Source organism: Streptomyces sp. NPDC041784, from assembly GCF_055591025.1.
This window is the reverse complement of the sequence record NZ_JBVJAB010000018.1, coordinates 133,933-148,285: the sequence shown is the minus strand read 5'-3', so window position 1 is coordinate 148,285 and position 14,353 is coordinate 133,933. Positions and strand designations below refer to the sequence as shown.

Genomic DNA, 14,353 nt, shown 5'->3' with positions numbered 1-14,353 from the left:
TCAGCCGGCGGCGTGGGCGCCGATGACGGCCTGTGCGTAGACCATGCCGAGGCCGTAGGTGCCGCCGTGCTCCTTGACCACGTCGCCCACGGCGGCATACGTCTCCGTGCGGGCCCAGTCACGCTGAAGCTCCAGGAGCACCTGCAGCCAGGTGACCGGGATCGCGCCGCCCTGCACCATGCGCTGGATCGCGTGCTCGTGGGCCTGCGGGCTGACACCACCGGACGCGTCCGTGACCACGTAGACCTCGTAGCCCTGGGCGATGGCGGAGAGCGCCGGCAGGACGACGCAGACCTCGGTCCACAGACCGGCGATGACGAGCTTCTGGCGGCCGGTCGCCTTGACCTCCTCGACGAAGGCGACGTCCTCCCAGGCGTTCATCGTGCTGCGGTCGATGATCTTGTTGTCGGGGAAGACGTCCGCCAGCTGCGGCATGATCGGGCCGGAGAAGGACTCGGCGGCAACCGTGCTCAGCACGACCGGGACATCGAACGCCTTCGCGGACTTCGCCAGGCCCACGACGGAGTTGATGATGGCGGTGCGGTCGCCGCTGCCGACACCGAAGAACATCTGCGGCTGGTGGTCGATGAACAGGACCGCGCAGTTGTCGGAGGTAAGCAGGTCGGGGCTGGGGGCCGCAGTGACGTTGGCGATGTTGACCATGAGTGTGAGCCTTTTCTCGGTGAGCGGTGGCGCGGACTGCTGTCCGTGCCGTGGGAAGAACCGTCCGGTGGACGGAGCTGGTGGGTTCCCGGAAGGGGCGGCTCAAAGGCCAGGCCCCTTCCGGGAGTTCAGAGGACGAAGCAGGGATCGAAGGGGGTGCTCGCGACGTCCGGGGCCTGGCCACGCGCGATGCGCCACTGACGGTGCTGCTCCGACTCGGCGATGGCCTGGCCGAGCAACTCCGCTTGGTGGGCGCCAGGAGGGCTCGGCCGGCGGGACGCCTGGTAGCCGCCGAAGTGCGCGACCGGGCTCCAGGCCGGGCTGACGGGGGGGGAGTTCCTCGTCGAGGCCCTCGTACTCGGCGGCGGCGTAGACGATCCGGCCGCCGGTCACCGTCAGCAGCGACTCGATGTGTGCGATGTCCGGTTCGGCCACGGCGAAGTAGTCCTCGGACAGGACGGCCAGGTCCGCGTAACATCCCGGCCGTAGCACGCCCTTGACCTCGTCCTCGCCGGTCAGTGCGGCGCCGGCGCGGGTGAACATCGCCAGCGCCGTCTGCCGGTCGACGCGGTTCGCCGGCGGGCGCAGCGCCAGATCGCCGACGGTGCGGCCGCTGACGAGCCAGTGCAGGGCGACCCAGGGGTTGTAGGTGGAGACCCGGGTGGCGTCGGTGCCGACGCCCACGGTCAGGCCGCGGTCCAGCATGGCCCGGATCGGAGGGGCGTCAGCGGCAGCGCCGGGACCGTAGCGCCGTACGAACGCCTCGCCCTGGAAGGACAGGCGGTTCTGCACGGACATCGCGCCGCCGAGGACGGCGATGCGGTCGAGGCTGTCCGCGGAGACGGTCTCCGCATGGTCGAACAGCCACCGGTTCCCGGCCGGGAAGAGCCCTTCGGCGGCGAGCTTCTCGAACACCGCGAGGTCACGGCGGATGGTTTCGTCGTACGTGGCGTGCAGCCGGAAGCCCCACCCGTTCTCCATGAGCAGGCGCACTGCCTTCTCGAACTCCGCCTCGTAGTCCGGGGCGAGTTCCGGCCGCGGCTGGGTGAAGTTCTCGAAGTCGGCGGCCGCCCAGGTGAGATTCTCACCGGCGCCGTTCAGTCGCAGCCATTCGTCCCCGTCCTCGGGGCGGGCCATTTCGATCCAGCGGGCGAGATCGTCGATCTCCTGGCCAGGAGTCTGTGGAAAGAGATGGTAGGCGATACGCAACGACAACTGTCCAGCCTTGGCCAGTTCGACGACAGTGGCGTAGTTGTCGGGGAAGTTCTGGAACCCGCCGGCGGCGTCGATCGCCGAGGTCAGTCCGAATCTGTTCAACTCCCGCAGGAAATGGCGGGTGGAGGTCTTCTTGTCCTCGCCCTGAATCACCGGCGCCTTGGCCAGGGTCGAGTAGAGGATGAGGGCGCTGGGAGCGGCCAGCAGCATGCCGGTCGGTTCCCCGTCCCGGCCCCGCACTATCTGGCCGCCCTTGGGGTCGGGCGTGTCCTTGGTGAAGCCGGCGGCTTTGAGCGCCGCCCGGTTCAGCACGGCCGACTGGTACAGGTGCAGGACGAACACCGGGGTGTCCGGGGCGGCGGCGTTCAGTTCGGCGACGGTCGGCAGCCGGCCTTCGGTGAACTGCTCGGCCGACCAGCCCCCGACCACCCGCACCCACTGGCCCTTCGGGGTACGAGCGGCCTGCTCACGCAGCATCGCCAGGCCTTGACGCAGGCTGCGTACGCCGTCCCAGCGCAGTTCGAGTACGTAGTTGAGGCCCCCGCGGATCACGTGCAGGTGGGCGTCGTTGAGGCCGGGGATCATCCGTCGCCCGAGCGCGTCGACCACCTTCGTGCCTGCGCCGACGTGGGGAGCCACGTCCTTGTCGTCACCGACGACCGTGATGAAGCCGTCGCGGATGGCGAGCGCTTGCGCCTGCGGGCGGCCCGGGTCCCCGGTGTGGATCTTCGCGTTGCGGACGACGAGGTCCGCGGCATCGTCGGTGGCCTGCGGAACCAGCCCGCCGACAGGCATTGTTGACATCTCTGGAAACCCCCTCTGGGAGGACGACTTCGATCCAAGTCATGGCCGCTACAGGCATCTTTTGGCGATTCGGTCGCGCCCGAATGCCTGTTTGCTCGAATTGAACCGGGTGAATTCCACCGACACTCGTCGTGCCCTGAGAACGAGGGCAGGCCCTGTGTATGAGGGGCCGCGGTTGCTACGCCAGCCACGATAGACACCGCAGACCCGCCCCCCCATGTCCCGCAGCGCACAGGACTTTGTCTCACGGCGCACTGACTCGTCCATGCTCTGAATGCAAATGGGAGAAAGCCCGAAGGCAGCCCGTGCGCTGCGAGGACAGCAGCAGTGCACCCGTGGGCAATCACCGTGCCCCCCCGGCGGTTCAGCGTGGGGAACAGCGGATCCGGGACGCCCTTCGCGGAATCCGAGCCCTGTGGCCGGAAGGACCGGCGTCCTCAAGAACATTCCAGGAGATTCACATGTCCGCTGCCGTCGAGCCGCTTCAGCCGGTGCTGGAACCCGCGGCAGCTGCTTTCGCCGCGGCGACCGCCAATCCGCCGTACCTGTTCGACCTGTCCCCGGCGGAAGGGCGCAAGGCTGCCGACGAGGCGCAGTCCGGCGAGATCGACAAGCCCGCGGTCGACGAGGAGTGGATCACCGTCTCGGGCGGGCCGACGGGCAGCGTCCATGCCGGATCGTCAAGCCCGCCGGCGCCGAGGGCACCCTCCCGGTGATCCTCTACGTCCACGGTGCGGGCTGGGTGTTCGGCAACGCCCACACCCACGACCGTCTGGTGCGCGAAATCGCCGTCGGCGCGGGCGCCGCCGTGGTCTTCCCCGAGTACGACCGGTCGCCCGAGGCTCGCTACCCGGTCGCCATCGAGCAGAACTACGCGGTCGCCAAGTGGGTCGTCGAGCAGGGCGCGACCAAGGACCTGGACGGCTCCCGGCTGGCCGTGGCCGGAGACTCGGTCGGCGGCAACATGAGCGCCGCGCTGACGCTGATGGCCAAGCAGCGCGGATCGCCACCGGCATGGTGATCGCGACACCTGCTGCCGGCGACGGGACATCGGTGCGCCGCGTGATCAGCTCGGCGTACGCCGCCAGGCCGGCCCCCTCGGCGGTTGCCGAAGCGAAGATCAGGTAGTGGCCGTACGTCCAGGTGAACCTCTTGCGATGGGCCTGGTGCGTCGTGGCGAGCAGGGTGTGCGCCGGTCTGGCGAAGTACAGCCACCACATGGCGAAGACCATGAGCAGGCCAGCTGTTGCCAGCATGTACAGCGCACCGGCGTTGCGGTGCCGGTCGAAGGCGCTGCGGACCGCCGCGGCGGCGGCGACGGACTCACCGAACACGATGAGGGTGAACAGTTCGTACCGCTCGGCGATGTGGTGCGGATGCCACGGGGTCATCCCGGCTGACTGCGCCCACCTCTCCTTGCTGGTCGTCGGCTCGCGCCGTGCGCCCGAGGCTAGAGGGGGCAAGGCCCGGGTCGTGCCCGCCAGCGCACGGTGACTTGCCCGAGAGCGAACACCGGGCACGGGCTCCTCGCCGAGTGCGCTCACGAGCACCTCCGCATGCGCTCCTGGACAAGAGTCCGCTGTGCGGGCACCTAGCGTCACTCGTGCAAACAGAGCCCAGCCTGCAGGAGGCGGATCATGACCATCAGCACCCAGCACGTGAGCAGCCAGCCGCGGCTGCATCAGAAGGGCGAGATCATCCAGGAGTTCGGGACCGTCAAGCAGTTCCCTCTCGGCCTGTCCTACGAAACCCGTATGTACTCCTGCCAGCGGCTCAACAGAGTCCTGGCCGACACTCAGATTCTCTACGGCCTCTACAAGAAGCACCACTGGCTGATGCGCGGGGCGACCTTCTACCAGCTGCACCTGGTGCTGGACAAGCATGCAGGGGAACAGCTCGAACTCGTCGACGCCCTCGCGGAACGGGTCCAGACTCTGGGCGGCGTCGCGGTGGGGGACCCCCGGCACGTCGCCGAAATCACGTCGATCCCCCGGCCGCCGGACGGGGTGGAGGAGGTGCCGGCCATGCTGTCACGGCTGCTGGAGGCCCACGAGGCCATCCTCATCGAGTCCCATGACGCGGCGGCCCGCATTGGGGAGTTGGGCGACGACGGTACCAACGACCTCCTGGTCTCACAGGTGATCCGGACCGGCGAACTCCAGGCGTGGTTCCTGGCCGAGCACCTGGTGGATACCCCTCTGGTCCGCGCCTGAACGGGCATGAACCGCCGGTGCCGGCGGCTGCGGCTCGGCGTGAGCAACACCGTGTCGTGCCGGTACACGGCGTGGATCCGCGGTTGGTGGAGGCCGTCGTCCCGGTGGCCGAGCCCCGCGGGTCCACGCCGGTGACCAAGCGGCTGCACGCGCTTCGCTCCGCCGTGTCCAGCATGATGTGGGCTTTGATCCGTTCGTCGATTTCACGGACGACTGGGAGGCGACCCGGTCCGCGCGGCTAACAATGCCTCGAGGCACAGCGTGCCGTGTTGTCCACCTGACGATCAGCAGCCAAAATCCTGGCCGCATGCGGAGAGCGCATCAACTCAGCGACGCATGCCACCACACCCGTAGCTCCCGTCGGCACCAGCCGACGGGAGCTCCTCACCTCTCACTGCCCTGTCACGGCGCTGCCGCTGACCGTCGTGCACCCCGGACCTGCCTTGGCCCGGATGGTGTGGGAATGGACCCTTGGTACCGGACTGATCAGCGGCACGAAGGTGCTGCTGCCGGTCGATCTGGTCCGCCGTCGCGCCCAGCGGCCGGAATGGAGCCCGGATCTGCTGCGCGCGACGAGCACTGGCCTGGCCTGCGGGAACACCCGCGAGGAGGCGCTGCTGCACGCCCTGTTCGAGGTGGTGGAGCGAGATGTGCTGTACCGGGACGCATGGGTGGGCGGGCGACGGCGCATCCTGATCACGCCGGGGACGGTCGACGACCCGCACGGCCAGGAGGTCATCAGCCGGCTGACGGCCGCGGACATGGCGCTGGAGATTGCGCTGGTCGACGGCCCGTATGGGCTACCGGTATGTCTCGCCTACCTGTGGTCGGAGGACTATCCGGTCTGCTTCGCCGGCAGCGGCTGCCACGTCAGTGCGGCCATCGCGCTGACCCGGGCACTGACCGAGGCCGCGCAGTCCCGGTTGACCGCCATCGCGGGGACCCGCGACGACCTGCCCAGCGACCCCGTCAGCCCGAGCCCGCCCTTTCATCCGACCACGCCGACAGCTCTCGTGCCATGGCCGGAAGCCACCGGCCACTTCATCCGGGCAGGCGGCGGCTTCGCCGAGCAAGTCAAGGACGTGGCGCAACGGCTCGCACACGTCACCGGCCACGAGCCGGTGGCCGTGGACTTGTCCGCCCCCGATGCTCCCGTCGCCGTCGTGCAGACCGTCTGCCCCGGCACCCGATCGCGCATCAGAAGGCTGATGCCCCGATGAACCCCACCACGGTGCTGCCCGCGCCCGCGGAGCAGCGCTCCGCAGCGTACGACGCCTTCCACACCGCCCGCTCCCGCACCGATCTGGTCGCCCGCCTGTACGCCGCAGCGATGGGAGAGGACTACCCCGTCGAGGTCGCGGCGTCCAGCTCCTGCGACTGGCCTCTGCTCGGGCTGATGGCCGCCCGACTGCGGATGCGGCCCGGCCAGTTCCTGGTGGACGCCGGCTGCGGCACCGGCGGCATCGGCCTGTGGCTGGCCCGCGCACTCGGCCTGCGCCTGGAAGGCTTCGACCTTTCGCCGGTCGCCGTTGCCCGGGCCGCCGCCCGCAGTCCCCTCTTCGGCCTGCCCACCGAACGCACCGCCTTCCGCGTCGCCGACCTGGAGGACACTGGCCTGCCCGACGGCTGCGCCGATGGCATCGTGTGCGTGGACGCTCTCGGCGGTGCCACCGACCGCAATGCGGCGCTGCGTGAGCTCGGCCGCGTCCTGGCCCCGGGCGGACGCCTGGTGATGACACGGGCCTCGCGGCTGGGTACAGACCCCGCCTGGCTGGAACAGGCCCGCACCACGGGGTTCACGGTCGAGTACGTGGACGAGCGGCCCGCCGAGCCCGCCATGTGGGAGCGGCTCTACCGGCTGTGGATGGCCCACGCCGACGAACTGCTGAGCGAGCTGGGCGAGGTCCAGGCGCGGAACATGCTGCGCGAGGCGCACCAGGTGCTGCCCACGCTGCCGGGCCGCCGCGCGGTCCTGCTGACGCTGCAGCACGACGCGGAGCAGCCGATCGCGCCTGGCGCGGCCGATAGGATGCCCGGGCTCGGCCGCCACTCTGACGAGAGGACCCCACAGTGACCCAGCGCCGTTCCGCCCGTGCTGCGGTACTGTCGGCCGGGTCCTGGGGCACCGCCGTGGCCAAGATCCTGGCCGACGCCGGCACCAGCGTCATCGTGCACGCCCGCCGGGATGAGATCGCCGACTCCATCAACACGGTGCATCGCAACCCCGGCTACTTCCCGGACGTCGAGCTGCCCGCATCCCTGACCGCGACGACCGACCCGGCCGCCGCGCTCGCGGGCGCGGACTTCCTCGTGCTGTCCATCCCCGCGCAGAGTCTGCGGACCAACCTCGCCACGTGGGCGCCGCACATCGGACCCGCCACGGTGATCGTGTCGCTGATGAAGGGCATCGAGCAGCACAGCCACCTGCGGGCAAGCCAGATCATCACCGAGGTGACGGGCGTGAGCGCCGGCCGGGTCGCGGTGCTGTCCGGCCCGAACCTGGCACGCGAGATCATGGACGGCCAGCCCGCCGCCGCCACCGTCGCCTGCGCCGACGAGGACGCCGCCCACCGCTTCCAAAAGGCGTGCCACACCGGCTACTTCCGCCCCTACACGTCCACCGACGTGACCGGCTGCGAGATGGGCGGAGCGGTGAAGAACGTCATCGCCCTCGCGGTCGGCATCGCCTCCGGCATGGGCCTGGGAGACAACGCGACGGCCCTGCTCATCACCCGGGGCCTGGCGGAGACCACCCGGCTGGCGGTGGCCATGGGCGCCCACCCCGCCACCCTCGCCGGCCTGTCCGGCCTGGGCGACCTGGTGGCCACCTGCTCCTCGCCGCTGTCACGCAACCGCACCTTCGGCACCCACCTCGGCCGGGGACTGAGCGTCGAGGAAGCGACAGCCGCCACCCGGCAGACCACCGAAGGCGTCAAATCGGCCGAAGCAATCCTCGCCCTGGCCCAAACTCACGGCGTCGAGATTCCGATCACGGAAGTGATCTCCGCCCTGCTGCACGAGAAGGTCACCCTCGACGAGGCCGCGGCCGCGCTGATGCAGCGGCCCCCCAAGCCCGAGCGCTGACCCCCAGCCGGCCCGCCCTCACGGGCCGCCCCACTCCACCGTCACCCTCCACCCGGAGGTTCCTGTCCATGCACGCACCCGTACTGCCCGCTGTCCAGGTCGCCGTCACTCTCGGCCTGGTGGCGTGGATGATCACCGGCTTCACCGCCCTGCCCGGCCGCTGGCTGCGCTGGAAGATGTTCTGCCGGGCCACCTTCACCATCGTGACGCTCACCGGCACGACCAAGGACGGGCGCACCGAGCCCGTGAACGTCTACGACCACCTCTCCCCAGGGAGCTTCATCCTCGGCCCGCCCCAGCTCCAGACGATCCTCGACCACCTCGTCCGCAGCGGCTGCTACGACCGGATCGACGGACACGGCCGGGTCCTGTCCGCCCGCGGCGAGCACACCGTGGAAGTCAGGGGCAGCCGTGTGGTTCTTTGACGCCTTCGCCTCCGGCTTCCAGCACCCCACCGACCCCGGCCGCCTCCAGTGGTTCCGGATCATCTTCGCCACCGTGCTCACCGCGCGGTTCGCCCTCGCCTTCGGCCAGGGCGGCTGGGACCGCTTCACCCCCGGCTCGCTCAGCGCCCACCTCGCCGAACAGCACCTCGGCCCCGCCCGGGCCCGCCTCCTGATCGCCGTCTACCGGCCCGTGCTGATCATCCGTACGGGCGCCGCCCTGGCCCTGGCCTGCGGCCTCGCGCCCCGCCTCGCACTGCTGGCGGTCCTGTCCGGCACTGCGATGGAGCTGCTGTACCTCAAGAGCCCCAACGCTATCCGCTACACCCTGCTGACCGGCACCTGCCTTCTGTTCGCTGGCGACCTCGGCCGTGGCCCCCTCGTCGAGCACGGGCTGAACACGGCGAACACCTGGGCGCAGTGCCTCCTCGTGCTGATCACCACCGACATCTACTGGAACAGCGCCTGGCACAAACTCCGCTCCCCCCAGTTCCGCAGCGACCTCTACCTCGCCCAGTGGATCCACACCTACCACCAGGTCAGGGACCAGTTGCCCTACCGGCGCCAGTACGCCGTCCCCGGCCCCGTCCACCGCCACGCGGGCAACCTCGCAGCCGGCGACGTCCGCCTCTGGCGCGCGGTCGCGGTCACCGTCATCACGACGGAAATCGCGCTGCCACCCGCACTGCTCATCGAGCAGACCACGCCGTACGCCGTCGCCGCCGGCATCGCCATGCACGCCGCCTTCACCTGCCTCAAACCCCGCCAGCTCATCACCTTCACCGGCCTCACCCTCGGCACGTACACCGCCTTCGGCATCTGACCCCACCCAGCACTCGACATGATCCGCCCACCCCAATCCCCATCCACAACAACCAACCCCCCTCCCCCTGCCGCGAGGAGCACTGGCCCACACCCATGACGTCGAATGCCCATCACGCGGCGGCCACGGGGCGGGGCCCGGTCGGGCACCACCCGGAAACGGTCACGCATCGGGCTCCCCGGGCTCGCGAACGGGTGCTAAGGCGTGTCTGACAAATGATCACCTGGCTGGTTCGCGGAGCCAGAGGATCAGGGAGGCCAGGACGATTCCGGCGCGGTAGCGGTCGGCGAGCTTGTCGAACCTGGTCGAGATCGCGCGGAACTGCTTGAGGCGGGCGAAACATCGTTCGACCACGTTGCGGTCGCGGTAAATCTCCTTGTCGAAGGCGGGCGGGCAGCCGCCGAGGCGCCCTCGGCGTTGGCGGTTGGCCGCCTGGTCGCGGCGTTCGGGGATCGTGGCAGCGATGCCCCGGCGCCGCAGCAGGTGGCGGATCGCCCGGCCCGGACGGGGGAATGCCAAATGCTGTCTCAGCTGATCTGGTCCGGCTCCGCTGCCTCGAACTGATACCGCGCGTGCGCGCCGCGACGGACGACGAGCCATTCCTGGATCCCGTGAGCACCCCACAACGCGTCCCCCCGCCCAGGGCTTCTTATCCGGCGTCAGGGGACGGCCCGGGACGTCCACAGATTGTCTTCGGTGAGACCGGCGTAGTACGGAGGTTTGCCTCCCTCATCCGTGTGTACGCGGGAAGCGAACTCCCACAGGCCGCAGCATCCATCCTCGGCCGCGTCCAGTGGGTATCGTTCCGCACGTGGGCGGCGGGGCGCCCAGATGGGGGGAGCTGTGGTGACGAACAGCGAGCGGTCGCGGCTGGTCGCGACCGAGGGTGGCCATCGGGTGACACCGGCGGAACTCTTCTTCGACCTGGTGTTCGTGTACGCGATCACGCAGGTCACGGCGCTGATGTCGGCCGACCCGAGCGGGCTCCGGCTGCTCGGCGGGATGGTCGCGCTGGCGCTGCTGTGGTGGTGCTGGTGCTGTTTCGCCTGGTTGGGAAACGTGGTGCGAGCCGACTCCGGCGCGATGTTCACCGTACTGGTGTCCGTCATGGCCGTCGTCCTGATCGTGTCGCTGACCGTGCCTGAGGTCTACGATGACGCCCCTGGCGGACTGCCCGCCCCGCTGGTCTTCGTCCTTTGCTACGGCGCCGTCCGCGTCCTCCACCTGGTCACCTACTGGCTCTCCGACCCCACCGACCAGGCCCTGCACCGCGTCCTGCGCCGCACGGCCCTGCTCTCGGTGGCCCCGCCCTTCGCCCTGCTCCTCGTGGGCGCGGCCTTCACCGGCCTGACTCAGATCCTGATCTGGCTCGCCGCGGTGGCCATCGACTACCTGGGCATCTTCCTCACCGGAAATTCGGGCTGGCGAGTCGCCTCCCCCGGCCACTTCGCCGAACGTCACGGCCTGATCGTCATCATCGCCCTCGGCGAGTCGATCGTCGCAATCGGCGTCGGCATGTCCGGCTTCCCGCTGAGCGCCCCTGTCATGGCCGCCGCCGCACTGGGACTGCTCGTCGCCGCAGGCCTGTTTCGCCTGTACTTCCGTCAGGTCGCCGAGGCAGCCGAGCACCGGCTGACCACTCTGACCGGCGACGACCGTACCCGGCTCGCCCGTGACGCGTACACCTTCCTCCACCTGCCGCTGGTGGCCGGAGTCGTCATCACGGCCCTCGGCATGAAGAAGGTCCTCCAACAGGTCGCCGACACCAGCCACTACGACCTGGCCGAGCCCCTGCACGGTGTCGTCGCCTGGGCCCTGCCCGGAGGCGTCGGTGTGTTCCTCCTCGCCTCGGCGGCCCTCCTTCTCCGCACCGCGAACCACCGCTCCCCGGTCTTCCTCGTTGGCGCGGCCGTCTGCCTCGCCGTCGGCCCTGCTGTCACCCTCGTCCCGTCCCTTGTAGCCCTGGCCCTCCTAGCCGCGCTGGTGACGGCCCTGTTCCTCGTCCAGGACCGCATAGCCCAGCCGCGCGTGACCGCGACCAGTTGAGGCCTGAGTAGGCCGACCACTGGGGTACGTACCAATCGAACCAGATCACCTGAGACAGGGGCCAGATCGACAGAGACGGGACACCTGACCTTGTCGGCACAGATGTCCCGTCTCAGTGAACCTTGCTCGCGTCTCACCGAAGATTGACGGCGGTGGAAGCAGACTGAGCCGGAGTTCTAGCGTCTTGGGGAGGATCATGGCGAGCGGTTGGCTGGGGTGGGACTGGGGGACGGTGCCAGCATGGGTCGGCACCATCATCACCAGCAGTTCAGTGTTGGTGGCCGCCTTGACCTACCGGCGGAGCGTGCGTGACAGGGAACTGGAACAAGCCAGCAAGGTTGCGGCTTGGATCAGCGTCTCCTATGAGCCTGACGACAAGACCAAGCGCCCACGGAGGACGCGGCGACTTCACGTTCGGAACTCCAGCGACGCTCCCATCTATGAAGTGACCGTGCAGACCAGGAGAAATTGTCAATTCCTGTGGATTGGGGGAGGTGTAGCGGCTACTGCTGGGTGGTGAGGCCAGGAACTTTCCGTCCTGCATTGAGTTGGAGGCCGAGATAGGTCCATGCCACTCCAAGGCGCCCGTGCGGGTCCTCACGCTGAGCTTTGCGGACGACGTCCAGGCCGTGGCTGTGGGCGAGGCTGATGGTTTCCTCGGCGGAGACGGGGAACATACGGCGGCCCGCCGGGACCGGGCCATGACGCAGCGAGAGGACCACCCGGCCTTCGCTCTCGAGCAGGCTGACCAGGCGGGCCATGGCTGAGGTGCGCTGTCGCTCGTCGAGATGCATCCAGACTGCGGTCAGCAGGATCAGATCGAAGCGGCGCTCTTGTGCGGTCAGCCCGAGAAGTTCGGGAAGTGCGTCGTCGACCCATTCGATCTCCTGGTCGGCATGGATACGCCGACCCAGCGCGCGCAGCTCGGCGGTGGGTTCGGCGGCGACGACCCGGTGCCCCAGGGCGGCCAGCGCCGCCGCGTCGCGCCCGCTGCCCGCCCCGACATCCAGCACGGAGCTCGGCTGGGAGGGAAACAGGTGAAGCACCTCGCGCTGTACCTCGTTGAAGGTCACGCTCTCGTACTGCCCGGCAAGAGCCTCCGCCGCCTCACCGTATCCGGCGGTGCTGGCCATAGCGTGCAACTTGGCGTTGTCTGTCTCGCTGTTCATGACGAAGCACCCTACGTCTGCTCCGGCCCGATGAAGATCACTGCTCGCGCATGGTTGGCTGCCGAACCATACGGTGATAGCCCGCTGAGGTGTTCACGCTGCGGAAGGCTGCGGGTCCTCGACAATGCTCCCGCCTTCGAAGCGGGTGCCGTTGCGGACGAGGGCGACGAGGTGGGGTGCGGTGACCGCGCGCCAGCGGGCTTGGGCGGACTCGACGAGTTTGAAGACCATCGCGAGGGCCGCGGCCGGGCTGCCGGCGCCGCGGGTGACCTTGGTCCGCAGCTTCACGGTGGAGAAAGGTCGACTCGATCGGATTCGTGGTCCTCAGATGGACCCAGTGCTCGGCGGGGAAGTCGTAGAACGCCAGCAGCTCCTCCACATCGTCGGTGATCTTCGCGACGGCCTTGGGCCACTTCGCGCCGTATGCCCTCCCGAACGCGTCGACCGCCTTCTCGGCGTGCGCACGGTCCTCGGCGTTGTAGATCTCCTGCAGAGCCTTCTTCGCGCCGGGCTGCGCGGACTTCGGCAGCGCGTTCGTGACGTTCCGGGTTTTGTGAACCCAACATCTCTGGTGCCTGGCCTGCGGAAACACCTCCGCCAGTGCCCTCCACAATCCCATCGCGCCGTCGCCGACCACGAGCACCGGGTCGCGCATCCCGCGCCGTCGGCAGTCGCGCAGCAGGTCCGCCCAGGACTCGGTGGACTCGCGCAGACCCTCGGCGATCGCGATCAGTTCCTTGGTGCCGTCGACGCGGACGCCCATCAGGACCAGAAGGCAGGAGTGCGTCTCGGACAAGCGGATCTTGGGGTGGACGCCGTCGGCCCACACGTAGACGTAATCGGAATCGGCCAGGTCACGACGCTGGAAGGCCGGCGTGATCGGCGGCCCACTGCTTCGTCAGCCGGGTCACCGTGGCCGGCGACAGGCCGGCCGCCGAGCCCAGGAACTGCTCCATCGCGGGCACGAAGTCGCCCGACGACAGGCCGTGGAGATCGAGCAGCGGCAACACCTCGCTGATCTTCGGGGACTTCCGGCACCACGGCGCGAGGATCTTCGAGGAGAACCGCTGACGCTCACCCGTCGCCTCGTCGACCCGCTTGTCGTTCACCCGCAGGGCGGCCACCTCGATGGGCCCGGCAGCCGTGGTCACGGTCCGCGGCCGGTGCCGGCCGTTGCGCACCACCAGCCGGCGACCGGCCTCGTCACGCTGCCCAGCCAGCTCGGCTATGTACTGGTCCACCTCCGCCTCCAGAGCGGCGGCCAGCATCCGCCGAGCGCCCTCACGGACGATCTCGTCGATCAGAGAACCGGCCTCCGTGGTGCCGTCTTCGTTGACTACGCTGAGCACGGGCGTACCTTCCCGACCCGCGTTCACAGCGCGGGCCCACTCGGTGACTTGATCACTCACTCGGGAAGGTACGCCCTACACGCGCCCTCCCGAGGAACTGATCCACAAGTCCTGAGCATTGCTCCAGACCAGCGACGTTCGGGAGAAGGGGATCCGCCAACTGCCAGCAGACGGCGAGGCCACTTTCGACCTCCCCGGAGACAGCCCCTCGGCAGGAACTCCCATCGAAGCCTCTGGCGGCATCAGCGTGTGGGTCGTGTCGATCGAGACCCACACGGTGTCCGAAACTGTTACCCCCGAACCTGCAGTGCTTGAGTTCCGCGATGCCCTGGGACGTTGGTGGAGGCGCAACTCCGACGGCAAGCTCAAGCAGCTACAGACTCGAACCGTGTCAGGGACCTACGCAAGCACGTCGACGCCCGCTCTCAGGATCTTCCGACGTTGATCCAGTTTGACGGGATGCGGCAAGCAAGTCGTGCCCGTACGCCTGCAACCACGTTTGGTTGCATGGCGGGGCGAGCCGAATAGCTGAGGCTGATCCCCG

General features: G+C 69.0%; 9 protein-coding genes and 5 pseudogenes. 8 read left to right on the top strand and 6 right to left on the bottom strand.

Going from position 1 to position 14,353, the window contains the following annotated elements; all coding sequences use genetic code 11:
- On the bottom strand, nt 1-663 hold the full coding sequence (locus tag ACZ6D7_RS32595) for a hydrolase (protein ID WP_469498613.1): 663 nt from the start codon (nt 661-663) through the stop codon (nt 1-3).
- Between the two features lie 128 nt (nt 664-791).
- Nucleotides 792-2,682: pseudogene (locus ACZ6D7_RS32590) on the bottom strand (amidohydrolase).
- A gap of 461 nt (nt 2,683-3,143) precedes the next feature.
- On the opposite strand from ACZ6D7_RS32590, the pseudogene ACZ6D7_RS32585 reads away from it, so the two are divergent.
- Nucleotides 3,144-3,694 (top strand): annotated as a pseudogene (locus tag ACZ6D7_RS32585) (alpha/beta hydrolase); the annotation flags it as partial.
- A 49-nt stretch (nt 3,695-3,743) separates the two neighbouring features.
- Here the strand turns inward: ACZ6D7_RS32585 and ACZ6D7_RS32580 are convergent.
- Nucleotides 3,744-4,073 (bottom strand): annotated as a pseudogene (locus ACZ6D7_RS32580) (low temperature requirement protein A); the annotation flags it as partial.
- Between the two features lie 246 nt (nt 4,074-4,319).
- Here ACZ6D7_RS32580 and ACZ6D7_RS32575 point away from each other — a divergent pair.
- The 6 genes from ACZ6D7_RS32575 to ACZ6D7_RS32550 all read left to right on the top strand — a co-directional run bounded on the left by ACZ6D7_RS32575 (nt 4,320) and on the right by ACZ6D7_RS32550 (nt 9,245).
- The gene (locus ACZ6D7_RS32575) at nt 4,320-4,895 is read left to right on the top strand and encodes a Dps family protein (RefSeq protein WP_469498611.1); all 576 of its coding nucleotides are present in this window, start codon (nt 4,320-4,322) and stop codon (nt 4,893-4,895) included.
- 296 nt (nt 4,896-5,191) lie between these two features.
- The gene (locus ACZ6D7_RS32570) at nt 5,192-6,115 is read left to right on the top strand and encodes a YcaO-like family protein (RefSeq protein ID WP_469498665.1); all 924 of its coding nucleotides are present in this window, start codon (nt 5,192-5,194) and stop codon (nt 6,113-6,115) included.
- The gene (locus ACZ6D7_RS32565; protein WP_469498609.1) at nt 6,112-6,969 is read left to right on the top strand and encodes a class I SAM-dependent methyltransferase; all 858 of its coding nucleotides are present in this window, start codon (nt 6,112-6,114) and stop codon (nt 6,967-6,969) included. Before ACZ6D7_RS32570 ends, ACZ6D7_RS32565 begins: the two co-directional genes overlap by 4 nt.
- Nucleotides 6,966-7,979 carry an NAD(P)H-dependent glycerol-3-phosphate dehydrogenase gene (locus ACZ6D7_RS32560; RefSeq protein WP_469498606.1) on the top strand — a complete coding sequence of 338 codons (1,014 nt, stop codon included), beginning with the start codon at nt 6,966-6,968 and terminating at the stop codon, nt 7,977-7,979. The genes ACZ6D7_RS32565 and ACZ6D7_RS32560 overlap by 4 nt, the downstream gene beginning before the upstream one ends.
- Before the next feature lie 68 nt (nt 7,980-8,047).
- On the top strand, nt 8,048-8,404 hold the full coding sequence (locus ACZ6D7_RS32555) for a hypothetical protein (RefSeq protein ID WP_469498603.1): 357 nt from the start codon (nt 8,048-8,050) through the stop codon (nt 8,402-8,404).
- Nucleotides 8,391-9,245, top strand: a complete 855-nt coding sequence (locus tag ACZ6D7_RS32550; protein ID WP_469498600.1) for a hypothetical protein — start codon at nt 8,391-8,393, stop codon at nt 9,243-9,245. The genes ACZ6D7_RS32555 and ACZ6D7_RS32550 overlap by 14 nt, the downstream gene beginning before the upstream one ends.
- 197 nt (nt 9,246-9,442) lie before the next feature.
- On the opposite strand, the pseudogene ACZ6D7_RS32545 reads toward ACZ6D7_RS32550, so the two are convergent.
- A pseudogene (locus ACZ6D7_RS32545) lies at nt 9,443-9,746 on the bottom strand (transposase); the annotation flags it as partial.
- Nucleotides 9,747-10,091: 345 nt separating this feature from the next.
- Between ACZ6D7_RS32545 and ACZ6D7_RS32540 the strand changes: the two are divergent.
- The gene (locus tag ACZ6D7_RS32540; RefSeq protein ID WP_469498597.1) at nt 10,092-11,291 is read left to right on the top strand and encodes a low temperature requirement protein A; all 1,200 of its coding nucleotides are present in this window, start codon (nt 10,092-10,094) and stop codon (nt 11,289-11,291) included.
- 503 nt (nt 11,292-11,794) lie between these two features.
- Here the strand turns inward: ACZ6D7_RS32540 and ACZ6D7_RS32535 are convergent.
- Together ACZ6D7_RS32535 and ACZ6D7_RS32530 are read right to left on the bottom strand one after the other, a co-directional pair.
- Nucleotides 11,795-12,460 (bottom strand): class I SAM-dependent methyltransferase, encoded by a 666-nt coding sequence (locus ACZ6D7_RS32535; RefSeq protein WP_469498595.1) that lies wholly within the window; start codon nt 12,458-12,460, stop codon nt 11,795-11,797.
- Nucleotides 12,461-12,553: 93 nt separating this feature from the next.
- A pseudogene (locus ACZ6D7_RS32530) lies at nt 12,554-13,809 on the bottom strand (IS256 family transposase).
- Nucleotides 13,810-14,353 lie beyond the last annotated feature (544 nt).

Bases quoted from the DNA above. Each gene is read 5' to 3' on its own strand.
- ACZ6D7_RS32595 (WP_469498613.1), bottom strand. From the start codon at position 663: ATGGTCAACATCGCCAACGTCACTGCGGCCCCCAGCCCCGACCTGCTT.
- ACZ6D7_RS32575 (WP_469498611.1), top strand. From the start codon at position 4,320: ATGACCATCAGCACCCAGCACGTGAGCAGCCAGCCGCGGCTGCATCAG.
- ACZ6D7_RS32565 (WP_469498609.1), top strand. From the start codon at position 6,112: ATGAACCCCACCACGGTGCTGCCCGCGCCCGCGGAGCAGCGCTCCGCA.
- ACZ6D7_RS32555 (WP_469498603.1), top strand. From the start codon at position 8,048: ATGCACGCACCCGTACTGCCCGCTGTCCAGGTCGCCGTCACTCTCGGC.
- ACZ6D7_RS32535 (WP_469498595.1), bottom strand. From the start codon at position 12,460: ATGAACAGCGAGACAGACAACGCCAAGTTGCACGCTATGGCCAGCACC.